Below are 26,247 nucleotides of genomic sequence, written 5' to 3'. Positions count from 1 at the left end.
CTTTCAGCCGGCCAGACGGCGCTGGACCTCGGCGATACGCCCGGCGATGGTCCCGTCGATGACCTCGTCACCCACCTGGATGGACATGCCACCCACGGTTTCGGGGGCGACCTCGATGTTCAGGTGGATGTCGCGGCCGTAGGCGCGCGAGAGCGCGGCTCCGAGCCGGGACTGCTGGTTCTCGCTCAGGGCGACGGCGCTGCGGACGACGGCGACGTAGCGCTTGGCGCGCTCGGCGACGATCTGTCCGAAGTTCTCCAGCGCCTGTTCCAGGGTACGGCCCCGGGGACGGGCGACCGCTTCACTGACCAGGGTCAGCGTCGCGGGGTTCACCTTGTCCGAGAGCAGGTTCTCCACGAGGGAGAGCCGGAGCTCGGGGGCCGCTCCGTCACGGGTGAGGGCCTCGCGCAGGTCGGGCTGGGAGGCGACGATCCGCTGGAAGCGGAACAGCTCGTCCTCCAGCTCGCCGAGCGCCGAGGCGTTCTGGAGGGGGGCGACGGTCGCGTAGACCGCCATCCGCTCCAGCGCGTCCATGAGGTCACGCGCGCTCGACCACTTGGCCGAGACCGCGTCACTGGCCACCATGACGGTGGACGGAGAAACCCTGGTCTCCAGAAGCTCTCCGACCAGCGTGGACTTGGCCTCGGCCGGGTTCGACTGGTCGGCGAGCCACCGGCGCAGCGAGTGCTCGCTCCCGAGGAGGGCGACGACCTCGAAGAGCTCCTTGCCCAGGGAGGCGCCGCTCTGCGCGGTGCTCGCCGACGCCAGGACGTTCTCGTCCAGGCGCCGGGTCACCTCGGTCAACGACGTGCGGCTTACACCACGCATCAACGCACCTCAGCCTGCTGCGTGTTCCCGCTCTGCTCCAGCTCGTCCAGGAACCGGTCGATGACGCGGTTCTGGGCGGCGCCGTCGCTGAGGGTCTCACCGACGATACGGCTCGCCAGCTCGGTGGAGAGCGCACCGATCTCGCTACGCAGCTGCACCAGGGTCTGCTGGCGGTCGGCCTCGATCTGGGCGTGGGCCGCCTCGACGATGCGACGGGCCTCTACCTGGGCCTCCTCGCGCGCCTCGGCGATGATCGCCGCCCTCTGCTCCTTGGCCTTCTCCAACTCCTGGGCGTACTCGCGGTGCGCTTCCTCGAGCTTCTCGCGGTACTGCTGGCGGGTCTCCTCCGCCTCGGCCTCGGCCTTCTGAGCGCGAGCGATGCCACCCTCGATCTGGTCGGCACGCTCGTCCAGCGCCTTCGTCAGCTTCGGCCACATCTTGTAGACGACGCCGAGGATGAGGAGGAAGGCGATGAGACCGAAGGTGAACTCGTCCCAGTGAATCCGCAGGACGTTCTCTTGCTCGGCTGCCAAATACACGGTTGGCATCCCTTCGCGTTCTATGGACCAGGTCTGACTAAACGGCGAACGCGAGAACGAAGCCGAGAATGGCCAGGGCCTCGATGACGGCGAAGCCGAAGATCATCTGACCCTGGAGGATGCCGCGAGCCTCGGGCTGGCGGGCGATGGCCTGGACACCCAGGCCGAAGACGAGGCCGACGCCGATACCGGGGCCGATGGCGGCGAGGCCGTAACCGATGCTGTTCAGGTTACCTTCGATGGCGGCGAGATCCATGTTGATATTCCCTTTACTACACGCCGGCGATCATGGTTGACGCCGGTCTGACGTTATGAATCGGACAGGTCGTGAATGCGCGTGGAAAAGGCCGGGGGGCCGTTTCCCTAGTGCGCTCCCTCGATGGCCTCACCGAGGTAGATGGAGGTCAAAAGGACGAACACGTAGGCCTGGACCGCCATGATGAACAGCTCGAAGGCCGTGAAGACCAGGAAGCCGACCAGCGCGATGGCGGAGTACCCCACCGAGAGGGCGCCGTAGAGCGCCCCCATCTGGGACAGGGGGTTGAACATGTAGAAGCCGGCGGCCGCGAACAGTGCGAGCAGCAGGTGCCCGGCGAACATGGTCGCGAACAGACGGATCATGTGCGTGGCCGGCCGGATGACGAAGTTCGACAACGCCTCGATCGGCACGACGATGGGCAGGATCCAGGCGGGGACGCCGCCGGGCACCAGCCGGGCCTTGATGTGGCCGCCGAAGCCGTGGCGGCGGATGCCGACGATGTTCCACAGCAGGAAGACGAAGAGGGCCAGGACCGCGGGGAAGGCCAGGCTGGTGGTCACCGGCAGTTGGAGGCCGGGGATCAGACCCATGATGTTCATACAGAAGATGAACAGGAACAGGGTCACGATCAGGGGGAGGAACCTGTCCCCCTCCTTGCCCATGGTGGTCCGGGTCACCTGGTCGCGCAGGAAGCCGACCAGCATCTCGGCCATGCTCTGGCCTCGGCCGGGGACGACCTTGGCCCTGCGCGTGGTGAAGTACCAGAAGGCGGCGGCGATGATCAGTGCGACCGCCGCGACCAGGTAGTACTTGTTCACTCCCGCGGCACCGGGAAGCCCGAAATCGAGCCACGGCGTCGGAGAGAAGAGGCCCACGCCCGGGGCTTCGAAACCGCAGCCGTGGCCGAAGATGTGGCAGCCTGATTCGGACGCCGCGACGACGTTCACGTCAGCACCCACGGCGATCCCTTTCGTCGTGACGCAACATAATCCTTGGTGTTGTGGTCGGTGCGGCTCCACCCTCAGCGCGGGAGGACGCATCCGAGTGTTCGGTCAGGACCGGACGTGCTGGATGTAGATGAGGTAGATCGAGCCGACCAGGCCCACGCCGAGCCCGATGGGCAGGAAGAGGCCGGAGAATCCCAGCGCCCAGTCCGCGACCCAGCCGACGCCGCCCCAGAAGGCGAGGCCTCCCAGCAGATACGAGAGGAGTGTGGCCGCGTTGGCGTTGGGCGACTCCTGAGAGTCGCTCTTCGCACTCCGTTGACCGTTCATCTCGCTCCGGAAGATAGCAGTAGGTGACCAGGCTCGGCACACCGGCCCGTACGCGCGGGCTCACCGGTGCGCCTCACTGTCCTCGGCCGTTTTCTCGCCCTCTTCGTCCGCGGGGACGATGGTCGGCTGCCTGCTCCTCTTGACGGCCACCGCATGGGCGGCCAGCCAGACGAGCACACAGGCGAGCGCCGTCCATCCGAAGACGTCCTTGTCCAGGGCCGTCGTGTCCCGGAAGAACATCAGGGCGACCATGAGAATCGCGAACTTCGTGGTGTAGACGAGGAAGGCCACCGGGAGGAGGAGCTCGGGACGCCGGCCGCCGGTCCAGGAGATGACGAAGGCCGAGACGGCGAAGGCGCCGATGACCAGAAGCGTGCCGAAAAGCGCGCCGTAGAGTCCCTGGGTACCGGAGATGGCGAAGCCTGCGATCAACGCGACCACGCCGACGACAGCCGTCGGAAGCGCGGCGCCGCGGAGAGTCCGGGCGTCGTGTTCCTGCATCAACGAAGCTCCGTGGGGTTCAGTGGTTGCCTGCTCGTGAAAGCTATCACAAGGTTTTTGGTGCTGAATCCTGGGGTTCCTTAACGCGACCTTAACGGGCCGCAAAGTGCCCGCTCCAGGCCCTTTTCAGGTCTTGTGTCGCCTTCGCCACATCCGCTCCGACCATGGTATCCACAGGTCAGCGACATCTTTTCCCGGTCTCCCGGTCGCCTGCGCGGCCCCCGCTCACGCGTCGGACCGCGCGTCGCCGTCCGAGCCCGTCTTAACGCCTTCCTTGCGCCCGCGGACCAGCAGTCCGCGCCTGCGCAGCCGGGGCAGCGCGATGAGGCCGACGGCGCACGTGGCCACCAGGGCGGTCACCGTCAGCACGATCACCGGGGAGTCGAACACCGACAGCGCCACCGCGGCGAAGGACACGATGCCCGCCCACAGGTACATCAGCAGCACCGCCCTCATGTGGCTGTGGCCCATGTCCAGCAGGCGGTGGTGGATGTGGCCGCGGTCCGGGGCGAACGGGGACTTGCCCGCGAGCGTGCGGCGCAGCACGGCGAGCACCAGGTCCGCCAGCGGCAGGGCGATCACCAGCAGCGGAAGCGCGACCGGCAGGAACACCACCAGGCCGGAGTTGAGTTCCTCACGCGCGGTGTTGGCGTCGAACTGGCCGGTCACCGTGATGGTGATCGAGGTCAGCAGCAGTCCCAGCAGCATCGCCCCGGTGTCGCCCATGAACACCCTGGCCGGGTGGAAGTTGTGGAAGAGGAATCCGACGCAGGTGCCGGCCAGGATGATCGCGATCATCGCCGGGTAGGACTGGCGCACGAAGCCCTGCTCCACCGCGACCACGTAGTAGTAGGCGAAGAACGCGAAGGCGGAGATGCCGACGATGCCCGCCGCCAGCCCGTCGAGCCCGTCGGCGAAGTTGACCGCGTTGATGGTCACCACGATGAGCAGGATGGAGATCATCGCGCCCAGCCACGGTCCCAGTGAGAGCTGCGTGCCGGGCAGCGGCAGCCACAGAAGCTGCACGCCCTGCCAGACGAGGATGCCCGCGGCGGCGGTCTGCCCGGCGAGCTTGCTCAGCGCGTCCATCCCCCAGCGGTCGTCGATGACGCCGATGACCGTGATCAGCCCGCCCGCCAGCAGCAGTCCCATCCAGGTGTCGGCGACGAAGACGTTCTGCAGGTGCGGGAGCTGGGCCGAGATCAGCAGGGCGGCGGCGAATCCGCCGTAGATGGCGAGCCCTCCCAGACGCGGGATGGGTTCTTTGTGCACGTCGCGGTCGCGCACCGCCGGGGTCGCGCCGAAGGCGATGGCGAACCGGCGCACCAGCGGAACGAGCAGGTAGGTCACCGCGGCGGCGATGACGAAGGTGAGCGCGTACTCCCGCACGTCCTGGCCCCTCTAGCTCTCGTCGCCTTCGGGGGCCCGCCCCGCCTTGGGAGTCTCCTGTGCGCCGTCCCCGCCCTCCGGCGGGGCGTCGTCCCGTGGGGCCTGCGCCTGTTCGGCCTGCTGGGCCTCCCCGTCCGTGTCGGCCTTCGCCGTACCGGTACGTCCCCTGCGCAGCTCGCCGATGACGGTGCCGCACACCGAGCGCAGCTGCTCGATGGAGATGGCGCCCGCCCGCAGCACGCGCGGGACCGCGTAGGTGAGGTCGACGATGGTGGAGGAGACCCGGACCTCGGTCTCACCACCGTCCAGGTAGACCGCCACGTCCTCGTCGCCGAGCTGCTCGATGGCCTCCTCCACGCGGGTGGCGGAGGGCCGGCCGGACTTGTTGGCGCTGCTCACCGCCATCGGCCCGACCTCCTTGAGCAGTTCCAGGGCGATCGGGTCCATCGGCATGCGCACGCCCACGGTGCCCTTGGTGTCGCCCAGGTCCCAGGACAGGCTCGGGGTGGCGCTGCACACCAGGGTGAGCGGACCGGGCCAGAACTCCTCCATGAGGTCGCGGCCGTGGTTGCCCAGGTCGTCGACGAGGGCGGTGGCGGCGCGCATGGAACCGACCAGGACCGGCGGGGGCATCTCACGCCCCCGGCCCTTGGTGGCGAGCAGCCGGGACACCGCGGTCGGGCTGAAGGCGTCGGTGCCGATGCCGTACACGGTGTCCGTGGGAAGCACCACAAGGTCGCCTCGGCGCACCGCGGACGCGGCGTCGGCGAGACCGTCCTTGCGGGCGGTCTCGTCCGCGCAGTCGTAGATGCGGCTCACCTGCGTTCACCTCATTCTCGAAAGGGACCGGCCGGCTTCGCGGCCGGGCAAGGATACGGGGATACAGGGGCGGATGCGGACACGGTCAGCCGTCCTCGTCGACGCGGCGCATGACCACGAAGCGGTCGCGCCGTGCCATGTCCTTGCGGTTGAGCACGTCACGCCAGCCCTTGTCCTCGGGGAACAGCCAGGGGATGTCGATGCCCTGGCCGTCGTGGTGCTCGACGGCCATCACGCCGCCGGGACGCAGCAGCCTGCGGCCGACCGCCTCCAGGTCGCGGATCATGTCGAGGCCGTCCTCGCCCGACCACAGCGCGGGGGCGGGGTCGTAGTCGCGCACCTCGGGCGGGATGACCGCGGCCTCGCCCGTGGGGACGTAGGGCGGGTTGCTGATGAGCAGGTCGACGCGGCCGTCGAGCTCGGGCAGGGCGGTGCGCATGTCGGCGTGGTGGGCGGTGACCCGGTCGGCGTGGCCGCTGGCACCGATGTTGCGGCGCGCCCACTCCAGGGCGAGGGGATCGATCTCCACCGTGTGCACACGCGAGCGCGGCACCTCCTGGGCGATGGAGATGGCGATGGCGCCCGATCCCGCGCCGAGGTCGACCACCAGGGGGTCGGCCACGTCCATGGCACGCAGGGTCTCGATCGCCCAGTCGACCATGATCTCGGTCTCGGGCCGGGGCACGAACACCCCGGGCCCGACCTGGAGTTCGAGGTAGCGGAAGTAGGCGCGGCCGGTGATGTGCTGCAGGGGCTCGCGGGCCTCGCGGCGGGCCACGTACTCCCAGTACCGCGCGTCGAAGTCGGCGTCGGCGACCGCGTGCAGCTCTCCTCGACGGACACCGTGCACGAACGCCGCGAGCTCCTCGGCGTCGGTGCGAGGTGAGGCCACACCCGCCTCCGCGAGCCTCAGCGTCGCGCGGGCGACCTCGTCGAGCAGGAAGTTCATGACTGAGCGGCTTCGAGCCTTTCCTTGGTGTCCGCGTCCACGAGCGCCTTGATGACCCCGTCGAGCTCCCCGTTGAGGACCTGGTCGAGGTTGTAGGCCTTGTAGCCGACGCGGTGGTCGGAGATCCGGTTCTCCGGGAAATTGTAGGTGCGGACCCGTTCGGAGCGGTCCACGGTGCGCACCTGGCTCTTGCGCTCGGCGGCGGCGTCGGCGTCCGCGCTGGCCTGGGCCTCGGCGTAGATGCGGGCGCGCAGGATGCGCATGGCCTGCTCCTTGTTCTGGAGCTGGCTCTTCTCGTTCTGGCAGGAGGCGACGATGCCGGTGGGCAGGTGGGTGATGCGCACCGCCGAGTCGGTGGTGTTGACGCTCTGGCCGCCGGGCCCGGAGGAGCGGTAGACGTCGATCCGCAGGTCCTTCTCGTGGATGTCGACCTCGATGTCCTCGGCCTCGGGCACGACCAGCACACCCGCGGCGGAGGTGTGGATGCGGCCCTGGGACTCGGTGACCGGGACGCGCTGGACGCGGTGCACGCCGCCCTCGAACTTGAGCATGGGCCACACGCCCGAACCGGGCTCGGGGGTGCCCCTGTTCTTGAAGGCGATCGTGATGTCCTTGTACCCGCCCAGGTCGGAGTAGGTGGCGTCGATGACCTCGGTCTTCCACCCCTGGCGCTCGGCGTAGCGCAGGTACATGCGGACCAGGTCCCCGGCGAACAGGGCGGACTCCTCACCGCCCTCGCCCGCCTTGACCTCCATGATGAGGTTCTTGTCGTCGGCGGGGTCGCGCGGGACGAGGAGGACGCGCAGGCGCTCGGTGAGGGCCTCGGCCTCCTCGGTCAGGCGGTCGGCCTCCTCCGCGAAGGAGGAGTCCTCGACGGAGAGTTCGCGCGCGGCGTCGATGTCGCTCTCGACCTCCTTGAGCGCGCGGTAGGCCTCGATGATGGGGGTGAGCTGTGCGTAGCGCTTGCCCAGCGTGCGCGCCCTGCCCTGGTCGGCGTGCACCTCGGGGTCGGCGAGCTGCTGTTCCAGCTCGTAGTACTCCCCCAGAAGGTCGTCCAGCTTCACTTTCGCCCGTCCCCGTCTTGTTGTGCTTGCCTCGCCTGTGCGTCCCCCTCGGGGCCTACCTGGTCCCGCGGCGCCGGTGGCACCGGAGCCGCGGGACAGCGGGCAGCGCTACTTGCGCTTGCCGAAGCGCTTCTCGAAGCGGGCGACCCGGCCACCGGTGTCCATGATCTTCTGCTTGCCGGTGTAGAACGGGTGGCACTCGGAGCACACCTCGGCGCGGACCTTGCCCTCGGGAATGGTGCTGCGGGTGGTGAAGTTGGCACCGCAGGTGCAGGTCACCTCGGTCACGAAGTACTCGGGGTGGATGTCGGCCTTCATGTGTGTCTCCTCATCAGGGGCGCGGCCGCCGGACGCATGACAAGCCGCGCCACCCGAGGAGGTGGGGCGGTCATCGTGGGCCATGCGCGAACCGGTGCCGCGGCGATCCAGGTAACGGGGCGGCGGACCCCGCCGAAGCAGGGGTGGGCCACTCTCCACCCCCAGTTTGCCAGACCCACAACGATGCCGGGACCAGTGTCTATTCCGCTCCCCTCCCGCCGGCGCCTTCCGCCCCGCTCCGGAACCCGCGCGAGGGGGGCTTGTCCGCGTCGGCCCTGCGCATGAGGAGGACGAGTCCGGCCAGCGCCGCGAGGACGAGGACGAGCATCACGGTTCCGGCGTTGGGGCCGAACCCGTAGACGAACACGTAACTGACCGAACCGGCCATGAGCACGTAGTAGGTCATGGGCAGGATGCTCTGCCGGATGAGGTCGCCCTCCCTGCCGACCAGGCCGACCACCGCGGAGGCGGCGACCACGTTGTGCACGGTGATCATGTTCCCGGCCGCGCCGCCGACGGCCTGGGTGGCCACGACGGTCTCCGGCGGGATCCCGATGTGGTCGGCCGTGGAGAACTGGAAGAGGGAGAACATCAGGTTGGACACGGTGTTGGAGCCCGCGACGAAGGCGCCCAGGGCACCGATCCAGGGCGCGTAGAGCGGCCAGGTGCCTCCGCCCAGCTCGGCGGCTCCGACGGCCAGGGTGAGCGGCATGCTCTCCAGGCCGGTGTCCCCGAACTCGGCTCCGGTGTTGATGAAGACCCGGACGAGCGGGACGGCGAAGAGCAGCGCGACGGCGGCCCCGGCCAACTGCGATCCGGCCATCTTCCAGGAGTCGGCGATCTGGCGGACGCTCATGCGGTGCAGGCCGTAGGTGATCAGGCAGACCAGGACGAAGGTCGCGCCGGGCGAGTAGAGGGGCTCCACGGTCTGGGCTATGGAGGTGCCGAGGATGTCGCCGGCCCCGACGCTGACGCCGGCCAGCCAGTCCTTGACGGGGACGACGGTGCGGGTGGCCACCAGTACCGCGGCGACCAGGAGGTAGGGCGCCCAGGCGTTCAGGAAGCCGACGCGGCGGTCGTCGGTGAGCACGGTCTCCCCGTCGCCGGGGGCGATCCTGCCGCTCCAGCGGGCCAGCCAGTCCTCCCGGGGCGGGAAGTCCCACGTCCGCTCGGGCATGAGGAAGCCGCGGCGCGCGGCGAGGACGACGATGACCAGCCCGGTGAGGCCGCCGAGGAGGCTGGTGAACTCCACGCCGAGGAAGTAGTTGTAGGCGATCGAGGGGATGGTCATGGCGAAGGCGGCGAAGAGCGCGAACCTCCATACGCCGAGGCCGTCGGAGAAGCGGCGCTCGCCGCCGTAGAAGCCGCAGAGCATGCAGCAGATGAACAGCGGGATGAGGGTGCCCGAGACGGCGTGGAGCACGACGGTCTGGAACCCGATGTGGCTGACGAACCCGGGCATGGTCAGCCCGAGCGCCGCGGCGCGTTCGGCGACCTCGGGTGATCCCTCCAGGCCGCCGGAGACACCGACGAGGATGGGCGTGCCCACCGCGCCGAAGCTGACCGGGGTGCTCTGGATGACCAGGCCGACCATGACGGCGGCCATGGCGGGGAAACCCAGTGCGAGCAGGAGCGGGGCGACCACGGCGGCGGGGGTCCCGAAGCCGGAGGCGCCCTCGATGAAGCTGCCGAACAGCCAGCCGATGATGATCGCCTGGACGCGGCGGTCGGGGCTGATGTCGGTGAAGGTGGAGCGGATGGTGGCGATGGCGCCGCTCTTGGTCAGTGTGGAGAGCAGCAGCAGCGCGCCGAAGATGATGTAGAGCAGGCCGAGGGCGAGGATCAGGCCCTGGACCGTGGAGGCCGCGACGACGACCCAGTCGGTCTGCCAGAACACGACGGCGATGCCGACCACGACGACGTAGCCGATGGGCATCGCGTACATGGCCGGAAGGCGGAATCCGACGAGCAGGACTCCGACGAGGAGGATCGGGGTGAGCGCGAGGACGCTGAGTACGGCGAGGTTGTCCATCCAGTCTGCTCCCTGGCATGGGGGGCTCGGCTGGCGTGACCCTAAATCGTTTTCCTCCGCGGGGACATCCCCCTTGGTGATCCGCAACACATCGGTGATCTTTTTCGTGTCCCGGTCAGGCCCTTCCGCGATCCGAAAGGAGCTCAGCGATGGTGCGGACACCGGTGTTCCGTGCGCGCTCCGGACACGACAGGGCCCCCTCCCCGGCATCGGGAAGGGGGCCCTGTCGTGATCCGTGGTGGCCCTGCCCGCGCCTCAGCGCTCGGGGCCCACCGTGGTCTTCTGGATCTGGAGCAGGAACTCCGCGTTGCTCTTGGACTCCTTCATCTTGTCCAGGAGCAGCTCGATGGCCTGCTGGGCGTCGAGCGCGTGCAGCACCCGGCGCAGCTTCCAGACGACGTTGAGCTCCTCCGGGGACATGAGGATCTCCTCCTTGCGCGTGCTGGAGGCGTCCACGTCGACCGCGGGGAAGATCCGCCTGTCCGCCAGGCTCCGGTTGAGCTTGAGCTCCATGTTGCCGGTGCCCTTGAACTCCTCGAAGATCACCTCGTCGGCGCGCGAGCCGGTCTCCACCAGCGCGGTCGCCAGGATGGTCAGCGAGCCGCCGCCCTCGATGTTGCGGGCCGCGCCGAAGAAGCGCTTGGGCGGGTAGAGGGCGGTGGAGTCCACACCACCGGACATGATGCGCCCGCTGGCCGGGGCGGCCAGGTTGTAGGCGCGGCCCAGGCGGGTGATGGAGTCCAGCAGGACGACGACGTCCATGCCCATCTCCACGAGCCGCTTGGCACGCTCGATGGCCAGGTCGGCGACGACCGTGTGGTCCTCGGCGGGCCGGTCGAAGGTCGAGTGGATGACCTCGCCCTTGACCGTGCGCTGCATGTCGGTGACTTCCTCGGGCCGCTCGTCGACCAGGACCACCATCAGGTAGCACTCGGGGTTGTTCTCGGTGATGGCGTTGGCGATCGCCTGCACCACCATCGTCTTGCCCGCCTTGGGCGGCGAGACGATGAGCCCGCGCTGACCCTTACCGATGGGTGCCACGAGATCTATGATCCGCGTGGTGAGGATGTGCGGCTCGGTCTCCAGGCGCAGTCGGTCCTGCGGGTAGAGCGGGACCAGCTTGGAGAACTCCTGGCGGCCCTTGGCCTGGTCCGGCGACATGCCGTTGACCGAGTCCAGCCGCACCAGGGCGTTGAACTTCTCCCGGCGCTCACCGTCGCGCGGCTGACGCACCGCGCCGATGATGTGGTCGCCCTTGCGCAGGCCGTGCTTGCGCACCTGGGCCAGGGAGACGTAGACGTCGCTCTGCCCGGGCAGGTAGCCGGTGGTGCGCACGAAGGCGTAGTTGTCCAGGATGTCGAGGATGCCCGCGACCGGCAGCAGGACGTCGTCGTCGCCGATCACCGGCTCCGGCTCCTGCTGGGCCCCGCCGCGTCCGCGTCGGTCGCGCCGGTCGCGGCGACGTCCGCGGCGACGTCCGCCGCCGAAGTCGTCGTCGTCGCCACCACCACCCCGGCCCTGGTTCTGGCCACCTCCGCCCTGCTGGGCGTTGCCGCCGGTGTTCTGATCGTCGCCGCCCCTGTTGCGGTTGCGGCGGTTGCGCTGGCGCTCGCGACCCTGTCCGGACCTGGTGTCACGGTCCTCGGAGGAGTCGGGGCCGTTCTTCTGGGGGGTGCTGGATGTCTTGGTCACGCTGCTCGCGGAGGTAGTGGAGTCGGTGCCGTCCACCGATCGGGTCTGTTCACCGGGCTCGTCACCGCGTCTGCGGGACGAGCGGCGGCCGCGGGGCGGCTTGTCCCCCCGCCCACCCTGGGTGTCGGTGACGGCCTGGTCCGACGGCTGCTCGGCCACACGTTTGCGCGGAGCTTCGTCCGTGCCCGACGTGTTGGGGACCTGGGCCTCGGTCTGGCCGTCGGTTGCCTCGACCTTACCGGCCTTGGGCACCGTCTCGGCGTTCTTTGCGGATTTGGCCTTCGCCGGACTGCTGACAGGGCCGCCCTGCTTGGCCTCGATCGCGGCGATGACGTCGCTCTTGCGCATACGCCCCGTACCGGTGATGCCCAGGCTCGAGGCGAGTTTCTGGAGCTCGGGGAGCTTCAGGGCCGCCAGCCCGGTTCCGCGCGACGCCGCGCGGGGCCGCGACGACGCACCTGTGGGCGCGGCTTCGCCAGCCTCCGCTCCGGAGGCGCCGGTGGTGGTTTTGCTGTCGACCGCCGCGTCCGTTCGGAGTTCGGTGGTGTCGCTCACTAAGGGTCCTTCCCAAGGAGCGGGCTTCGGCCGTCAGCGGGTGCTGGAGCGGCCGGCCCGGTGGTGCGAACCGGCAGGGCCGGGTAGGGCGTGCCCCACGTGGATGTCGGAAACCGGTGTGGAAAGCGGTCCCCTACCTACCCAATCGCGGCGGGCTCTGGGTACAGCCAGACGTCGGGGCATATGGCTCGGTGGTGTTGCCCGTCGATCGTGAAGACACGCTCATCCGAGGAGGAGCGGGCTGCGATGACGTTGGCACAGTCGCGGAAGAACCGCTGACTCGACACGTTGGCTGCCGCTTCCGGGGGGTCGCAAGACGGAACCACCGGAGTATGAGATGCGGAGGCCGCTGTGGCGGATGAGCACTCACCCCGCAACGGGGCGTCTGGTGCTTCACCTAGCCTAACATCAACAGAGGCCACGGCTATTCCTCGACACAGGTGCTACGGATGGGGAGATGGGGTCCGCACCCCAGCCGGCTCGACGGGCAGGGGGCGTACGTCCCAGTCCTTACCCGCCCGCCGGCGGATCGAATCAGTCTGGCGGGTGATTTCCGGTGAATCCGGGACCGCCTCCCCCTCCTCCACCGAGCACAGCACCAGCACCGTCGGCCCCGCTCCGGAGACCACGGCGGGCAGTCTCCCGTGTCGCCGCAGGTCACGGATGAGACCGAGGGTGCGCGGCATGGCGGGTTCCCGGTAGGACTCGTGCAGCCGGTCCTCGGTGGCCGCGTACAAGGATTCCGGGTGGCCACAAACGGCCGCGGTCATCAGCGCGGCGCGCCCGGCGTTGAACGCGGCGTCGGAGTGCGGTACCTCCTCGGGCAGCAGGCCGCGGGCCCGCTCGGTGGACAGGCGCCACGAGGGAACGCACAGCACCGGCAGGATCCGTGCGTCGGGGACCAGGGACACCGCGCCCCAGCGGTCGCCGTCGCGGTAGGCGACCGTGTATCCGCCGTATACGCAGGGGGCCACGTTGTCGGGATGGCCCTCGATGTCCGCGGCGATCCGGTAGATGCCGTCGCGGTCCGGCCCGCCGTCGGGTCCGGTGCGCCCCAGCAGGGCGCTCGCGGCGGCCACGCCGCCGACGATCGCCGAGGAGGACGAGCCGAGCCCCCGGGCGTGCGGGACGTTGTTGACGCAGGCCAGGTCGAGCCCGGGCAGCTTCTCCCCGGCCCTCTCGAAGGTCTCGCGCATGGCGCGCACGACGAGGTGGCGCTCGTCGGTCGGCACCTCTCCGGCGCCCTCCCCCTCGACCCGGACGCGGAGTTCGCCGTCGTTGCGCAGGCGGACCTCGAACTCGTTGTACAGCCGCAGGGCCATGCCCAGGGCGTCGAAGCCCGGACCGAGGTTGGCGCTGGTGGCGGGGGCGCGGACGGACACCCGTGTGGGGCGTGGTGGGGTCACGGTGGGCTTCTCCAGTGTTCTTGTACCCTCGCGAGCTCGGCCGGGGCCCGGGCGCCCCGGGGGCAGGGACGCCTCGTTCTCGTGCGCGCCCGGCGCTCATTCCCCGCCGGCGGCCCGACTCGCCTTGCGTCACCCTGCCGGCGCCCGCGCACGGCTCCCCGGGCGGAGCAGCCGGGCTCAGGCGAGGTCGAGGGCCTTGGCGGCGGTGAGGGCGTCCACCGGCACGGTGGTGGCGGAGGAGGCTCCGGCCAGCGCCCAGTCGGGGTCCTTGAGTCCGTTGCCAGTGACGGTGCACACCACGCGGCTGCCGCGCTCGACCTGCCCCGCCTCCACGGCCTGCAACAGACCGGCCACGCTGGCGGCGGAGGCCAGCTCCACGAACACGCCCTCCTCGGCGGCGAGGAGCTTGTAGGCGGCCATGATCTGGCGGTCGGTGACCTTGTCGATGAGGCCGCCGGACTCGTCGCGCGCCTGCTCGGCGAGCTTCCAGGAGGCCGGGTTGCCGATACGGATCGCGGTGGCGATGGTGCTCGGGCTGGTGACGGGCGCGCCGTTGACGATGGGCGCGGAGCCGCTGGCCTGGAAACCGAGCATGCGGGGGCCGCGCGTCGCGACCTTGTCCCTGAGGTACTCGGTGTAGCCCATCCAGTAGGCGGTGATGTTGCCCGCGTTGCCCACGGGGATGCAGTGGACGTCGGGGGCGTCGCCGAGGGCGTCGACGATCTCGAAGGCGGCGGTCTTCTGCCCCTGGAGGCGGTAGGGGTTGACCGAGTTCACCAGGGCGACCGGGTAGTCGACGCTGAGCTTGCGCGCCAGTTCGAGGCAGTCGTCGAAGTTGCCGTCCACCTGTAGGAGGCGGGCGCCGTGGACGAGGGCCTGGGCGAGCTTGCCCATGGCGATCTTGCCCTGGGGCACCAGCACGGCGCAGGTCATGCCCGCGCGGATGGCGTAGGCGGCGGCGCTTGCGCTGGTGTTTCCCGTGGAGGCGCAGATGACGGCCTTGGCGCCGTCCTCGGCGGCCTTGGTGATGGCCATGGTCATCCCGCGGTCCTTGAAGGACCCGGTGGGGTTGAGCCCCTCGACCTTGAGGAAGACCTCGCAGCCCGTGAGCTCGGAGACGCGCGTGGCGGGCAGCAGGGGCGTGCCGCCCTCCTGGAGGGTGACAACGGGGGTGCTCTCGTTGACGGGGAGGCGGTCGCGGTATTCCTCGACGATGCCTCGCCACGCCCGTGCCATGCTCACGACTTTGTCCCTTTCGGGTGGATGCGGCTTCGCTTTGACGCGCGATGGATGCGGGGGGCCGTCCGGGCGGCAGCGTGGCGCGTCCGTCGTCCCACCAGCCACGAGTCTATGACCCCGCCCGGGGTATCTCGAATCGCGGTCTTCCGCGTCTCACGATGCGGAACGCCCGGGTTCGGCGAGCAGGCCGTACGCGTGTGCGCACGGCCTGCTCGCGGCCACGCCGGTCCCCCGCCCGGTCCCGGCCCGGGCGGGGCCTCAGTCGGCGAAGTTCTCCACGCGCATCACACTGGCCACCTCGCGCACCATGTCGTGCGTGCGCAACTGCTCGACCGTGGCGCTGAGCGCGGCGTCGGGGGCGGGGTGGCTGACCAGCACCAGCTGGGCGTCGTCGCCGCTGCCCTCCTGACGCACGTTCCTGATGGAGACCCCGTGGTCGGCGAAGATCTCCGCGACCTTGGACAGCACACCCGGGCGGTCGGCCACGTCCAGCGCCACGTGGTAGCTGGTGATGGTCTGGCCCATGTCGTGCACCGGCATACCGGTGTCGTGGCCCCCCTCGGACACCGACGTGCCCGCGAGGCGGTTGCGCGCCACCGCCACCAGGTCGCCCAGGATCGCGCTGGCGGTGGGGGTGCCTCCGGCGCCCGCGCCGTAGAACATCAGGCGCCCCGCGGACTCGGCCTCGACGAACACCGCGTTGTAGGCCTCCTTGACGCTGGCCAGCGGGTGCTCGACCGGCAGCATCACCGGGTGGACGCGCACCCCCACCGAGCGGCCGTCCTGCGAGCGCTGGCAGATGGCCAGGAGTTTGACCACGCAGCCCATCGCGCGGGCGCTGGCGATGTCGCCCGCGGACACTCCGGTGATGCCCTCGCGGTGCACGTCGGCGGCGGTCACCTGCTGGGTGTGGAAGGCCAGCCGGGCCAGGATCGCGGCCTTGGCGGCGGCGTCGAAGCCCTCCACGTCCGCGGTGGGGTCGGCCTCGGCGTACCCGAGGGCCTGCGCCTCCTCCAGGGACTCGGTGAACCCGGCGCCCATGGAGTCCATCCGGTCGAGGACGTAGTTGGTGGTGCCGTTGACGATGCCCAGGACCCGGTTGACCCTGTCCCCCGCGAGCGAGTCGCGCAGGGGCCGCAGCAGCGGGATGGCTCCCGCCACGGAGGCCTCGTAGTACAGGTCCACCCCGGCGTCGCGGGCCGCCGTGTGCAGGGTCTGGCCGTCCTCCGCGAGCAGGGCCTTGTTGGCCGTGACCACGGACTTGCCCGCCTTGACCGCGGCGAGGATCAGCGAACGGGCCGGTTCGATACCGCCGATCACCTCGACCACGAGGTCGATGTCGGGGCGCGTGGCCAGGGCCGTGGCGTCGGTCGTCAGCAGCTCCGGGGCGACGCCGCGGTCGCGGTCGATGCGGCGCACCGCGATACCGCCGATCTCGATCGGCGTGCCCACCCGGGCGGCCAGTTCCTCGGACTGGTCGTTGACCAGGCGGACGACTTCCGAACCCACCACGCCGCATCCGAGCAGCGCCACCTTCATCGCCATTTGGGCGTGACTCCCAGTTCTCTCGTGTCCTGTCGCCGGGCGGCCGGGCCGCCGTGCAGGACTGTTCAGCCGACGTCGAGGCGGAGCAGGTCCTCCTCGTTCTCCCTGCGCACGATGACGCGGGTGCTCCCGTCTCGGACCGCGACCATGGCCGGTCGGGGCAGGTGGTTGTAGTTGCTCGCCATGGAGTAGCAGTAGGCCCCGGTGGCGGCGACCGCCACCAGGTCGCCCGGCCGGAGGTCGGCGGGCAGGTAGAGGTCGTGCACGATGATGTCGCCACTCTCGCAGTGCTTGCCGACCAGTCGGGACAGCATGGGCTCGGCGTCGCTCTCGCGGGAGACCAGCTGGCTGGTGTACTCCGAGCCGTACAGGGCGGTGCGGATGTTGTCGCTCATGCCGCCGTCGACGCTGACGTAGGTGCGGATGCCCTCGACGTCCTTGACGGTGCCGACCTCGTAGAGGGTGATCCCGGCCGGACCGGCGATGGCGCGGCCCGGCTCCACGGCGATACGTGGCATGGGCAGCCCGCCCTCCTCGCACTCCCTGCGCACGATGGAGGTGAGGCTCTCGGCGATGGTCTTGGGGTCGAGCGGGTCGTCGCCCGAGGTGTAGGCGATGCCCAGGCCGCCGCCGAGGTCGAGCTCGGCCAGGGTGATGCCCAGGTCCTCGTGGACGCCGGCGAGGAAGCGGGCGACGCGGCGGGCGGCGACCTCGAAGCCGGAGGTGTCGAAGATCTGCGAGCCGATGTGCGAGTGCAGGCCGACCAGGTCCAGGTGCTGGGCGTCGAGCACGCGGCGGACGGCGTCGGCGGCGGCGCCGGTGCTCATCGCGAAGCCGAACTTCTGGTCGTCGTGGGCGGTGGCGACGAACTCGTGGGTGTGCGCCTCCACGCCGGTGGTGACCCGGATGAGGACCTTGGGGCGGGCGTCGAGCCCGGCGGCGACGGCTTCGAGGCGCTCGATCTCGTCGAAGGAGTCGATGATGACGCGCCCCACCCCGGTCTCGACGGCGCGGTGCAGCTCGGCGGTGGACTTGTTGTTGCCGTGCATGCCGATGCGCTCGGCGGGGAACCCCGCGGCCAGGGCGACGGCGAGCTCCCCGCCCGAGCTCACGTCGAGCTTGAGGCCCTCCTCCGCGACCCAGCGGGCGACGGCCTTGGTCAGCAGGGCCTTGCCCGCGTAGTAGACGTCGGCGTCGGAGAAGGCGGTGCGGAAGTCGCGTGCGCGACCGCGGAAGTCCTCCTCGTCCATGACGAAGAGGGGCGTGCCGTGGGTGGCGGCGAGTTCGCGCACACCGACACCGCCGACGGCGAGCTCGCCGTCCGTGCGGCGCGCGGTGGCGGGCCACACCTGGGGGTCGAGCTCGTTGAGGCTCTTGGGCGGCAGCGGCGGGTTGTCCTCCGGCAGGATCTCCGCGTGGCGGGAACCGGCGGGATGGGCGTAGCGGCTCATGATGGGCTTTCGGCTGGGACTGTACGGCTGTGCGGGTTGGCGGCACCCTCCCACCATTGTCCACTGAACCGGTCGGGACGAAAGGGTTGGGTGCGCTCCACCGGACGGCGGCACGGGGTGCCTACAGCCTTGTGGGCGCTGACACTCCGAGCAGGAAGAGCCCGGTACGGACGACCCCGGCGACGGCGGCTGGCAGGGCCGGGGGCGCGGCGGCCCGTTCCGCGGGTTCGGATACCGCGGTGGGACACGTCCGCCACTCATCGTAGGCACTGGCCAGCGCCTCCAGGTATCGAACCAGGATATGGGGTTCCTCTCGGCGCGCGGCCGTGTCCAGGACGCTGGGCCCGTCGAAGAGGAGGCCGCGCACGGGGGCGGTGTGCCCGGAGCAGGCCGCGGGGGGCGGGGCCCCCTCCTCGGCCCAGCGGCACAGGCTGGCCGCGTGGGCGTGGGCGTAGCGCAGCCGGAAGGCGGGGTTGGCGTCGGTCAGGCGGGCCCAGGCTCCGGGGTACTCGACGGAGGGCAGTACCGGCAGGTCGCGGCCGGTGGTCTCGGTGTCCCTGGGCCGTTCGGGCACCGAGCGGCAGAAGGCGACGCGGGCGCTGGCCTCGCCCACGGCCCCGAGTGCGCGGGCGGCGGGGGTGATCAGCTCACGGGGGCCGCCGTCCAGGTAGGGGTCGCGCCAGGAGACCTCTCCGCGGGGGCCCGGCGGCGGGGCCTGCGGGCCGACGGCCAGGCCGATGCGGGCGCGGGCGTCGGCGCGGGCGAGCCTGCGGGCCTGGGCGACCGGTCCGGCCTCGTGCAGGGCCGAGGAGGGCCACTCCCCCGCTCCGTCCCAGTCCCGGCCGGTGAGGAACCGGGGGCCGTCGGCGGCCTCGGCGAGCAGGGCCTCACGCTGTCGTCCGGTGAAGGTGACGTTGAGGAAGCCGCGTCCGTCGTGGAAGACGCGGTCGAAGTCCACCAGGCCCTCGTCGCGCATGTCCGAGAGCCCGTCGGCGACCCGGGCGGCGACCGCCGCGCGGCGGTCGCCCCGGGACACGTCCAGCCGGTCCCCCACGCTGCCGGCCAGTCGGGGCGGCAGCGCGGTGGCGACGTCGGCCCCCTCGTCCGCGTGGTCGTTGCGGGGCCACACGAACGGGATCCGGGCGGGGTCCAGGCCGAAGATCCGCACGGCGGCCTCGCGGACGGCCGCCTCCAGTGCCCTGGGGGTCACTCCCGGCTCCCGTCGACCAGGCCGCGGATGACGTCGACGAGCACGTCGGGGTCGAAGGGCTTGGTGAGGTAGGCGTCGACCCCGATGCGCTCACCGCGCCGCTGGTCCTCGTCCTGCGTACGCGCGGTGACCAGGATGATCGGCCGGTCGCGGGTGCGCGCGTCGGCGCGCAGGCGTTCGGCGGCCGTCCACCCGTCCACGCGGGGCATCATCACGTCCAGGGTGACCACGTGGGGGTCGATGTGCGCGGCACGGTCGAGGCAGTCCTGTCCGTCCACGGCGGTGAACACCTCGAACCCCTCCAGTTCGAGGTTCAGGCGGATGAGTTCCCGGATCACGTCGTCGTCCTCGACGACGAGAACCCGTGTGGGTAGGGCGTTCACGGGCGTGACACTACCGCCGCGGGGCGGCACGGCACCACCGGATCGCGGGTATCGGCGGGCTCGGCCGTGCGCGCCCGCAACGAGTGGACGAAGGGCCCGGCGCCCCTGCTACAGTTGTTCTCGCAAGCCAGCCCCCTTAGCTCAGGGGATAGAGCAACGGCCTCCGGAGCCGTGTGCGCAGGTTCGAATCCTGCAGGGGGCACTTCACTGAGGGGAACACCGCGACGGTGTTCCCCTTCTCTCGTTTCCCGCCCCGCGCGTGCGGCGACCGGTTCAGGGAGTACCGGCGGGGACCGCCGGATCCGCGCGGCCCGCGACCGTTCCCGGCCTCGTGCGCGGCGCCCGTCCCCGTTGCGGCTCGGTGGCCGGCGCCTCTCGGCTCCTGACCGGTCTGGTCACCTGCTTGGCCACGCACGAGGGCATCCCCGCCGTCGCCCGCGCCGCCTGGCGCCGGTAGACGCTGGGCGCGACACCGACCAGCTCGGTGAAGCGGGTGCTGAAGGTGCCCAGCGACGAGCAGCCGACCTCGAAGCAGACCTCGGTGACACTGAGGCCGCCCCGGCGCAGCAGCGCCATCGCGCGCTCGATGCGCCGTGTCATCAGATAGGAGTACGGCGACTCACCGTAGGCCCGCCGGAACTCACGGCTGAGGTGCCCGGCCGACATGTGCGCACCACGGGCGAGCGCCTCCACGTCCAACGGCCGCGCGTACTCCCGGTCGATCCGGTCGCGGACACGACGCAACCGCGCGAGGTCGCTCAGGCGATGCGCCTCGGTGCGCACGCGTCCCCATGAGGGATGGCACATGGGAGAACTCCGTTTCGTCGATGTCCGGGCGCGTGCCGGAGCAGGTGGCGGGGTCGGAGGCCGGGGCTCAGCAAAGCTCCTGGATGCGGACCAGGTTGCCCGCGGGGTCGCGGAAGGCGCAGTCGCGGACGCCGTAGGGCTGCTCGGTCGGCTCCTGGACGACCTCGGCGTCGCCGGACTGCACCTTCTCGAAGGTGCCGTCGAGGTCCCGGGTGGCCAGCAGGATCCAGCCGTAGGTTCCCTTGGCCATCATCTCGGCGATGGTGCGGCGCTCCTCCTCGGTGATCCCCGGATCGGCCGCCGGCGGCGCCAGGAGGATGGACGTGCCGGGCTGGCCGACGGGGCCGACCGTGATCCAGCGCATCACGCCCTGTCCGACGTCGCTGCGGACCTCGAAGCCGAGGGTGTCGCGGTAGAAGGCCAGGGACGCGTCCGGGTCCTCATGCGGAAGGAAGCTCGTGTGAATGGTGATGTCCATGACGTTCATGCTAGATACGGCCCCGTGGCCCGCGCTTCTCGATTCCTGACCGGTCCGGTCCCAGTGGAGCCCTCCGCCCCGTACGGGCACCGCGTTTCGAGGGCGGTCGTCCACAGGGCGGAGAGGCCCCTGGTGCGCCGGGCGGGGGTGCCCTAACTTCGGAGTATGAAGTTCTTGATACGCGAACGCGTGTTCGACATCGGTGACGACTACTGGGTGACCGACGAGGAGGAACGCAAGGTCTTCCTCGTCGACGGCAAGGCGTTGCGGGTGCGCACGACCTTCGAGCTCAAGGACACCGAGGGCAACGTCCTGGCGGTCATCCGCAAGAAGCTGTTCAAGGTGCGCGACCAGATGCGCGTCGAACGCGAGGGCGGCGCCTCGGCCACCGTGCGCAAGCGCCTGGTCAACCCCGTGCGCGACAAACTCACGGTGGAGGTGGAGGGCGCACCGGACTGGGAGGTGGTCGGGGACTTCCTCGGCAAGGAGTACGTGATCAGCGACGAGCACGGCACCGTCGCGCACGTGTCCCGCAAGTGGTTCCGTGTCCGGGACACCTACGCCGTGGACGTCAACACCCACCGCCACGACGTCGGCGGCGACCCCGCACTGGTGATCGGCGTGGCGGTGGCGGTGGACGCCCTGACCGGCGACGAGGACGACTGAGCGGCGCCGCCTTCCTCACGGGCCAGGCGCCCCTCCCTCCGGGGACAGGTGTCGCGCCGGTGGAACAGCCGGGCCGCCACCGCCCGCACCAGCACCACCCGGCCGCCCTCAGGCGGGCGAGTGGCCGTTCGGCGGGACCCGGTGCGCGGCCTCGGTGCCCGCCACGCCCGCGGCGGTCCTCAGGCGGCGGGCCAGGAGCTGCCGGTGAGGTCGTAGGCCAGGTGGAACCACACCTTGCGGATGCTGGGGTGCCCGTTGTCGCCCCAGGCGGTGGCGAAGCTGTCCACCAGGGCCAGCCCCCGGCCGCTCTCGGCGGTGAGCCGGTCCCCCTCCATCGGCGCGGCGACCAGCGGGCCCTCCTCACCGTCCGTGGAGCTCGTCGGCTTCCCGTTGTCGCGGCAGACCAGGGTGATCCCGCTGGGCGCCCGGGTCACCTTCAGCACGAAGCTCTGGCCCTCCTCCCCGGAGCGGCTGTGCCGGATGGCGTTGGTCGCCAGCTCGGTGCCCAGGAGCGAGAAGACGTACCGGTAGTCGGCGTCCCGGCCGGCCGCGCAGGTGTCCAGGAAGGCGCGGGCCAGCGGCACGCTCGCGGGCTCGCCGGGGAACTCCCAGTGGCGCTTGGTGAACGGGACCGGCGGACGCCCGCTGAAGTAGTGCCGGTACTCGTCCGGTACACCCGCGAGGACGGTGTCCTCGGCCTTGGTCAGGGCGGGCACGGAAACGAGCGTGGGCATGGATGACTCCTTCGGCGGGTGCGGTTCGACGGGCGGGAGAACCGCGTGAGGGGCGGCTGGGGAGCGTCCGACGGCCGTCTCGGGGGAGGACGGCGCGGAACGGCTACGACCTTACGCGATCAAGCCCTTGCGGGACAGGGGATCCGGGTGTGGTCGGTCGCGTGAATCCGGCCGCGTATCCGTTCCCGCACCCGCCGGTCCCGGCCACCGCCCCGGCCCGGCCCCTCAGCCCGCGGCGTCGATCGCCTCCTTCGCGGCGGCCTCGGCCCGGGCGCGTTCCGCGGGGACCAGGCCGACGCGCGTGCGCCGGTCCAGCAGGTCTCCGGCGTCCATGGCCCCCTCGTGGCGTACCCCGAACCGGAGCTCGGCGCCGGTGATCCCGCGTACGGCGGGCACCAGCAGCGCCGGGTCCGTGCCGGCCTCGGCCAGGACGTCGGCCGCCTCGGTGCCGTACCTGGCCACCAGGCGGCGCGGGGCGTCGACGGCGTCGAGCTCCTCGTGCGCGGCGGCCCCCACCAGCGGCAGTGAGCGGGTCCGGCAGGGCCCGGCGGACAGGCGGCGGACGCGCACGGCGGTGTCCACGGCCTGTTCGGCCATCGCGCGGTAGGTGGTGAGCTTGCCGCCGACCACGGTGACCGTGCCGTTCGGGGCGACCGTGACGGCGTGCCCGCGCGACAGGTCGGCGCTGTGGCCGTCGCCCTCCAGCAGCGGGCGGAGCCCGGCGAAGGCGCCGAGGACGTCGCTCCGGTCCAGGCGTGTCTCCAGGGCCCGGTTGATCTGGCGGAGCAGGAAGTCCACGTCGGCCTCGGGGGCCTCGGGGACACGCGGGGCGGGGCCGTCCACGGGCTCGTCGGTGAGCCCGGCGAACACCCGGCCGTCCGGCTGGGGCAGCGCGAACACGAACCGGCTGACGCTGCCGTCGATCGGCACGGTGAGCGCGGCCCTCGGGTCGCCGATGGAGGCGCCGTCGAGCACCAGGTGGCTGCCCCTGCTGGGGCGCAGGCGCACGTTTGGGTCGAGCTGGTCGGCGTGGACGCCGGTGGCGTTGACGATCGCGCGCGGGCGCACGGGGACGATACGGCCCGTGACCTCGTCGCGCAGCACGGCGCCGTCGGCGGAGACGCTCTCGGCCGAACAGCGTGTGATGATCCGGGCCCCCTCGCGTGCGGCGGTGCGCGCCAGACCCACCACGAGGCGTGCGTCGTCGACGAGTTGGCCGTCGAAGGAGAGGATGCCCCCGAGCAGGCCCCGCCGGGCGACCCCGGGGAGCAGGCGCCGGGTCTGCCGGACGTTGAGCAGGCGCGACCCGGGCAGCACGCCGCCGGGGGTACCGGCCAGGGCGCGCAGGAGGTCGCCCGCGCCCATGCCCATGCGGACGAACAGCGCCTTGGACAGGCTGTCCCCCCGGTGGACGGGAACCACCATGGGCAGGGGCCGTACCAGGTGGGGCGCGGTCACCCGCATGAGGACGTCCCGCTCGCGGGCGCTCTCGTAGGCGATGCCGAGCTGTCCCTTGGCGAGGTAGCGCAGGCCGCCGTGGACGAGCTTGGAGCTCCAGCGGCTGGTGCCGAAGGCCAGGTCGTGGCGTTCGACCAGCACGGTGGACAGGCCGCGCGAGGCCGCGTCGAGCGCGACACCGGCACCCGTCACTCCCCCGCCGACGACCAGGACGTCCACCCGGGGATGGTGCTCCAGCGCGGCGAGGTCCGCGGTGCGTCTCGCGGCGTTGAGGGAGGAGGACGCGGTGACTGTGGGGCTCATGGGCGGTCCTGATTCGTTCGTCGGTGGTTTCGGCTGGTCCTGTCCGGGTGCCGCCGGACGCGGGACGTACCGGCCCCGCGGGTCACGGGGCGAGGTAGCCGTCCAGCGAGGCGGCGAGTTCGTCGACGAGCCCGGCCTCGTCGAGCACGTCGGCGAACAGGCGGCGGGAGGTGACGGTGCCCTGGACGGTGACCAGCACGAAGCGGGCCAGTACCGCGGGGTCGCCCGCGCGCACCGAGCCGTCGCGCTGGCCCTCGGCGACGACCGGCTCGACCAGCTCCAGGGCGACCCGGTGGCTGGTGCCCAGCCGTTGGAAGGTGTAGGTCGTCAGGAGTTCGGGCTCGGTGTCCACGATCCGGGTGAACAGGGGGTGGGCGAGCATGGCGCGGGCGACCCCGGACGCGCGGCGGACCAGGCGGACGCGCACGCTCTCCCCGGGCCGGTCATCCTCCCCGGGCCGGCCGTCGGAGGCGACCCCCTCCTCCAGCAGGATCCGGCGCAGCTCCCGGGTGATCAGGTCGGCGACGAGCGCGGTCGCGTCGGGCCAGCGCCGGTAGACGGTGGGCCTGCTGACCCCGGCGCGTCGGGCCACGTCGGTCAGGGTGGTGCGACGCACCCCGAAGTCCTCGACGCAGGCACGGGCCGCGTCCAGGATCCGGTCATCAACGTTACGTTTTGACGCCATATGTAAAACTGTAGAGCATGACTGACGACACTGTCCCTCCCGGTCGTTCCGGGGCCGCCTCCGGCGCCGACCCCGCGCCCGACATGAGCTGGTTCGCCTGGGGTGATCCCGCCAAGGCCGCCACCCTGGACCCGGGGCTGCGCGACCTCGTCTCCCAGGTGCTGCGTGCGCCGCTGGAGGACCTGCCCCCGGTCCCCGAGGAGCGGGTGGAGCTTCCCCCCTCGCTTTTGGGGGCCCGGCTGCGCGAGGCCCTCGCCGGGGTGGTCGGGGACGGCCACGTGCGCACCGACGACGCCGTGCGGCTGCGCCACAGCGGTGGCAAGAGCACCCCCGACCTGCTGTCGCGCCGCGCGGGCTCGGCCGATCCCGCCCCGGACGCCGTCCTGTACCCCGCCGACCACGACGAGGTCCAGCGCGTGCTGGAGGTGTGCTCGGCCGAACGCGTCGCCGTGGTGCCCTTCGGCGGGGGCACCAGCGTGGTGGGCGGCGTGGCCCCGCTGCGCGGCGGCTTCCGCGCCGTGGTCGCCCTGGACCTGCGCCGTCTGGACCGGCTGGTGTCCGTGGACACCACGTCGATGACCGCCGTCCTGGGCGCGGGCGTGCGCACCCCGCACGCCGAGGCGATGCTGGCCGAGCACGGGTGCACGCTCGGGCACCTTCCGCAGAGCTACGAGTACGCGAGCGTCGGCGGCTACGCGGCCACCCGGTCCAGCGGCCAGGCCTCCTCCGGCTACGGCCGCTTCGAGGACATGGTGGTGTCCCTGCGCGTGGCCACCCCGCGCGGCACCCTGGAGACGGGCGGCCCCCCGGCCTCGGCCGCCGGACCGGACCTCGGCCGCCTGATGCTGGGCTCGGAGGGCACGCTGGGGGTGATCACCGAGGTGGGCCTGCGGATGCGCCGACGCCCGGAGCGGGTGCTGGACGAGGCGTGGTCCTTCCCCGACTTCGCGACCGGTGTGGAGGCACTGCGGTCCCTGGCCCAGTCCGACGTCCGCCCGACCATGGCGCGCGTGCTGGACGAGTCGGAGACCTTCGTCGGCGCGGCCATGGGCGGGCGCGAGGCCACACCCGGCTGCCAGGCGGTGCTGGGCTTCGAGGGCACCGGGACCGAGGTGGAGGCCCGGGCGGCGTCGGTCCGGGAGGCCATGGCCGCGGCGGGCGGCGCCCCGCTGGGCCCCGACCCGGTGGCGCACTGGCGAAGCAACCGGTTCTCCGCGCCCTACCTGCGCGACACCCTGCTGTCGGCGGGGATCCTCGCCGAGACCCTGGAGACCGCCGCGTCCTGGACCGACCTGCTGCCCCTGTACACGGCGGTGTCGGACGCGCTCACGGGGGCGCTGGAGGACGAGGAGGGCGGCGCGGTGGTGATGTGCCACGTGTCGCACACCTACCCCACGGGTGCCTCCCTGTACTTCACGGTGGCCACGGCCGCCGGCGCGGCGCCGTTGGAGCGGTGGAGCCGGGCCAAACGCGCGGCCTCGGACGCGATCGCGGCCCACCACGGGACGATCACCCACCACCACGCGGTGGGCACCGACCACCGGCCGTGGATGGCCGCGGAGATCGGGCCGCTGGGCGGCGAGGTGCTGCGCGCGGTCAAGGCGGCGCTGGACCCCGGGGGCGTACTGAACCCGGGCAAGCTCATCCCCGAGCCGTAGGGAGC

Annotated in this window: 26 protein-coding genes and 1 tRNA gene; 3 read left to right on the top strand and 24 right to left on the bottom strand. The window is 71.3% G+C overall.

What is annotated here, in order from left to right; all coding sequences use genetic code 11:
- Positions 1-3: 3 nt before the first annotated feature.
- From NOSIN_RS01675 to NOSIN_RS01585, 19 genes are all read right to left on the bottom strand, one after another.
- The gene (locus NOSIN_RS01675) at positions 4-828 is read right to left on the bottom strand and encodes a F0F1 ATP synthase subunit delta (protein ID WP_077689045.1); all 825 of its coding nucleotides are present in this window, start codon (positions 826-828) and stop codon (positions 4-6) included.
- Positions 828-1,376, bottom strand: a complete 549-nt coding sequence (locus tag NOSIN_RS01670) for a F0F1 ATP synthase subunit B (RefSeq protein ID WP_077689044.1) — start codon at positions 1,374-1,376, stop codon at positions 828-830. The genes NOSIN_RS01675 and NOSIN_RS01670 overlap by 1 nt, the downstream gene beginning before the upstream one ends.
- Before the next feature lie 28 nt (positions 1,377-1,404).
- Complete coding sequence (atpE, locus tag NOSIN_RS01665; protein WP_073704647.1) at positions 1,405-1,623, bottom strand: ATP synthase F0 subunit C; 219 nt, start codon at positions 1,621-1,623, stop codon at positions 1,405-1,407.
- A 107-nt stretch (positions 1,624-1,730) separates the two neighbouring features.
- Entirely contained in the window at positions 1,731-2,585 is an 855-nt protein-coding gene (atpB, locus tag NOSIN_RS01660) for a F0F1 ATP synthase subunit A (protein WP_236743275.1), read from the bottom strand.
- A gap of 93 nt (positions 2,586-2,678) precedes the next feature.
- On the bottom strand, positions 2,679-2,900 hold the full coding sequence (locus tag NOSIN_RS01655; RefSeq protein WP_077689042.1) for a hypothetical protein: 222 nt from the start codon (positions 2,898-2,900) through the stop codon (positions 2,679-2,681).
- Between the two features lie 60 nt (positions 2,901-2,960).
- Positions 2,961-3,401, bottom strand: coding sequence for a hypothetical protein (locus NOSIN_RS01650; protein ID WP_077689041.1), 441 nt, complete (start codon positions 3,399-3,401; stop codon positions 2,961-2,963).
- Positions 3,402-3,626: 225 nt separating this feature from the next.
- On the bottom strand, positions 3,627-4,790 hold the full coding sequence (locus tag NOSIN_RS01645; protein WP_077689040.1) for an MraY family glycosyltransferase: 1,164 nt from the start codon (positions 4,788-4,790) through the stop codon (positions 3,627-3,629).
- A 12-nt stretch (positions 4,791-4,802) separates the two neighbouring features.
- Entirely contained in the window at positions 4,803-5,609 is an 807-nt protein-coding gene (locus NOSIN_RS01640; protein ID WP_077689039.1) for an L-threonylcarbamoyladenylate synthase, read from the bottom strand.
- A gap of 85 nt (positions 5,610-5,694) precedes the next feature.
- Positions 5,695-6,558, bottom strand: coding sequence for a peptide chain release factor N(5)-glutamine methyltransferase (gene prmC / locus NOSIN_RS01635; RefSeq protein ID WP_077689038.1), 864 nt, complete (start codon positions 6,556-6,558; stop codon positions 5,695-5,697).
- Entirely contained in the window at positions 6,555-7,622 is a 1,068-nt protein-coding gene (gene prfA / locus NOSIN_RS01630) for a peptide chain release factor 1 (protein ID WP_077689037.1), read from the bottom strand. Before prfA ends, prmC begins: the two co-directional genes overlap by 4 nt.
- 108 nt (positions 7,623-7,730) lie before the next feature.
- Positions 7,731-7,940: a 50S ribosomal protein L31 gene (gene rpmE, locus NOSIN_RS01625; RefSeq protein ID WP_077689036.1), complete on the bottom strand. Its 210-nt coding sequence runs from the start codon at positions 7,938-7,940 to the stop codon at positions 7,731-7,733.
- A gap of 199 nt (positions 7,941-8,139) precedes the next feature.
- The gene (locus NOSIN_RS01620; RefSeq protein WP_077689035.1) at positions 8,140-9,972 is read right to left on the bottom strand and encodes an L-lactate permease; all 1,833 of its coding nucleotides are present in this window, start codon (positions 9,970-9,972) and stop codon (positions 8,140-8,142) included.
- Between the two features lie 255 nt (positions 9,973-10,227).
- Positions 10,228-12,219 carry a transcription termination factor Rho gene (gene rho / locus NOSIN_RS01615; protein ID WP_077689034.1) on the bottom strand — a complete coding sequence of 664 codons (1,992 nt, stop codon included), beginning with the start codon at positions 12,217-12,219 and terminating at the stop codon, positions 10,228-10,230.
- A gap of 443 nt (positions 12,220-12,662) precedes the next feature.
- The gene (gene thrB, locus NOSIN_RS01610; protein ID WP_216349821.1) at positions 12,663-13,601 is read right to left on the bottom strand and encodes a homoserine kinase; all 939 of its coding nucleotides are present in this window, start codon (positions 13,599-13,601) and stop codon (positions 12,663-12,665) included.
- A 201-nt stretch (positions 13,602-13,802) separates the two neighbouring features.
- Complete coding sequence (gene thrC / locus NOSIN_RS01605; RefSeq protein ID WP_171986544.1) at positions 13,803-14,861, bottom strand: threonine synthase; 1,059 nt, start codon at positions 14,859-14,861, stop codon at positions 13,803-13,805.
- Positions 14,862-15,122: 261 nt separating this feature from the next.
- Positions 15,123-16,409: a homoserine dehydrogenase gene (locus NOSIN_RS01600; RefSeq protein ID WP_077689031.1), complete on the bottom strand. Its 1,287-nt coding sequence runs from the start codon at positions 16,407-16,409 to the stop codon at positions 15,123-15,125.
- Between the two features lie 65 nt (positions 16,410-16,474).
- Entirely contained in the window at positions 16,475-17,860 is a 1,386-nt protein-coding gene (lysA, locus tag NOSIN_RS01595; RefSeq protein WP_077689030.1) for a diaminopimelate decarboxylase, read from the bottom strand.
- Positions 17,861-17,981: 121 nt separating this feature from the next.
- On the bottom strand, positions 17,982-19,070 hold the full coding sequence (locus tag NOSIN_RS01590) for a DALR anticodon-binding domain-containing protein (protein ID WP_077689029.1): 1,089 nt from the start codon (positions 19,068-19,070) through the stop codon (positions 17,982-17,984).
- Entirely contained in the window at positions 19,067-19,453 is a 387-nt protein-coding gene (locus tag NOSIN_RS01585; protein ID WP_077689028.1) for a response regulator, read from the bottom strand. The genes NOSIN_RS01590 and NOSIN_RS01585 overlap by 4 nt, the downstream gene beginning before the upstream one ends.
- A gap of 130 nt (positions 19,454-19,583) precedes the next feature.
- Here NOSIN_RS01585 and NOSIN_RS01580 point away from each other — a divergent pair.
- Positions 19,584-19,655 (top strand) — tRNA-Arg (locus tag NOSIN_RS01580).
- A gap of 71 nt (positions 19,656-19,726) precedes the next feature.
- On the opposite strand, the gene NOSIN_RS01575 is transcribed toward NOSIN_RS01580, so the two are convergent.
- Positions 19,727-20,260, bottom strand: coding sequence for a helix-turn-helix transcriptional regulator (locus tag NOSIN_RS01575; protein ID WP_227014907.1), 534 nt, complete (start codon positions 20,258-20,260; stop codon positions 19,727-19,729).
- 67 nt (positions 20,261-20,327) lie between these two features.
- A complete protein-coding gene (locus NOSIN_RS01570; RefSeq protein ID WP_077693340.1) occupies positions 20,328-20,738 on the bottom strand; it encodes a VOC family protein in 411 nt (136 codons plus the stop codon).
- A 165-nt stretch (positions 20,739-20,903) separates the two neighbouring features.
- Here NOSIN_RS01570 and NOSIN_RS01565 point away from each other — a divergent pair, with 165 nt between their 5' ends.
- Positions 20,904-21,404, top strand: coding sequence for an LURP-one-related/scramblase family protein (locus NOSIN_RS01565; RefSeq protein WP_077689027.1), 501 nt, complete (start codon positions 20,904-20,906; stop codon positions 21,402-21,404).
- Between the two features lie 179 nt (positions 21,405-21,583).
- Here the strand turns inward: NOSIN_RS01565 and NOSIN_RS01560 are convergent, their stop codons facing one another.
- From NOSIN_RS01560 to NOSIN_RS01550, 3 genes are all read right to left on the bottom strand, one after another.
- Complete coding sequence (locus tag NOSIN_RS01560; RefSeq protein ID WP_077689026.1) at positions 21,584-22,138, bottom strand: ATP-binding protein; 555 nt, start codon at positions 22,136-22,138, stop codon at positions 21,584-21,586.
- Positions 22,139-22,363: 225 nt separating this feature from the next.
- Complete coding sequence (locus NOSIN_RS01555; protein ID WP_077689025.1) at positions 22,364-23,899, bottom strand: glycerol-3-phosphate dehydrogenase/oxidase; 1,536 nt, start codon at positions 23,897-23,899, stop codon at positions 22,364-22,366.
- An 82-nt stretch (positions 23,900-23,981) separates the two neighbouring features.
- A complete protein-coding gene (locus tag NOSIN_RS01550; protein WP_077689024.1) occupies positions 23,982-24,584 on the bottom strand; it encodes a TetR/AcrR family transcriptional regulator in 603 nt (200 codons plus the stop codon).
- Positions 24,585-24,601: 17 nt separating this feature from the next.
- Between NOSIN_RS01550 and NOSIN_RS01545 the strand changes: the two genes are divergently transcribed.
- The gene (locus tag NOSIN_RS01545) at positions 24,602-26,242 is read left to right on the top strand and encodes an FAD-binding oxidoreductase (RefSeq protein ID WP_375539666.1); all 1,641 of its coding nucleotides are present in this window, start codon (positions 24,602-24,604) and stop codon (positions 26,240-26,242) included.
- Positions 26,243-26,247 lie beyond the last annotated feature (5 nt).

This window comes from Nocardiopsis sinuspersici, from assembly GCF_001998325.1.
GTDB classification, from domain to species: domain Bacteria; phylum Actinomycetota; class Actinomycetes; order Streptosporangiales; family Streptosporangiaceae; genus Nocardiopsis; species Nocardiopsis sinuspersici.
This window is presented reverse-complemented; position numbering and strand designations above follow the sequence as displayed.

Coding starts and splice junctions, on each gene's coding strand:
- NOSIN_RS01675 (WP_077689045.1), bottom strand. CDS start 828: ATGCGTGGTGTAAGCCGCACGTCGTTGACCGAGGTGACCCGGCGCCTG.
- NOSIN_RS01670 (WP_077689044.1), bottom strand. CDS start 1,376: ATGCCAACCGTGTATTTGGCAGCCGAGCAAGAGAACGTCCTGCGGATT.
- atpE (WP_073704647.1), bottom strand. CDS start 1,623: ATGGATCTCGCCGCCATCGAAGGTAACCTGAACAGCATCGGTTACGGC.
- NOSIN_RS01655 (WP_077689042.1), bottom strand. CDS start 2,900: ATGAACGGTCAACGGAGTGCGAAGAGCGACTCTCAGGAGTCGCCCAAC.
- NOSIN_RS01650 (WP_077689041.1), bottom strand. CDS start 3,401: ATGCAGGAACACGACGCCCGGACTCTCCGCGGCGCCGCGCTTCCGACG.
- prmC (WP_077689038.1), bottom strand. CDS start 6,558: ATGAACTTCCTGCTCGACGAGGTCGCCCGCGCGACGCTGAGGCTCGCG.
- rpmE (WP_077689036.1), bottom strand. CDS start 7,940: ATGAAGGCCGACATCCACCCCGAGTACTTCGTGACCGAGGTGACCTGC.
- NOSIN_RS01620 (WP_077689035.1), bottom strand. CDS start 9,972: ATGGACAACCTCGCCGTACTCAGCGTCCTCGCGCTCACCCCGATCCTC.
- thrC (WP_171986544.1), bottom strand. CDS start 14,861: ATGGCACGGGCGTGGCGAGGCATCGTCGAGGAATACCGCGACCGCCTC.
- NOSIN_RS01600 (WP_077689031.1), bottom strand. CDS start 16,409: ATGGCGATGAAGGTGGCGCTGCTCGGATGCGGCGTGGTGGGTTCGGAA.
- lysA (WP_077689030.1), bottom strand. CDS start 17,860: ATGAGCCGCTACGCCCATCCCGCCGGTTCCCGCCACGCGGAGATCCTG.
- NOSIN_RS01575 (WP_227014907.1), bottom strand. CDS start 20,260: ATGTGCCATCCCTCATGGGGACGCGTGCGCACCGAGGCGCATCGCCTG.
- NOSIN_RS01570 (WP_077693340.1), bottom strand. CDS start 20,738: ATGGACATCACCATTCACACGAGCTTCCTTCCGCATGAGGACCCGGAC.
- NOSIN_RS01565 (WP_077689027.1), top strand. CDS start 20,904: ATGAAGTTCTTGATACGCGAACGCGTGTTCGACATCGGTGACGACTAC.
- NOSIN_RS01560 (WP_077689026.1), bottom strand. CDS start 22,138: ATGCCCACGCTCGTTTCCGTGCCCGCCCTGACCAAGGCCGAGGACACC.
- NOSIN_RS01555 (WP_077689025.1), bottom strand. CDS start 23,899: ATGAGCCCCACAGTCACCGCGTCCTCCTCCCTCAACGCCGCGAGACGC.
- NOSIN_RS01550 (WP_077689024.1), bottom strand. CDS start 24,584: ATGGCGTCAAAACGTAACGTTGATGACCGGATCCTGGACGCGGCCCGT.
- NOSIN_RS01545 (WP_375539666.1), top strand. CDS start 24,602: ATGACTGACGACACTGTCCCTCCCGGTCGTTCCGGGGCCGCCTCCGGC.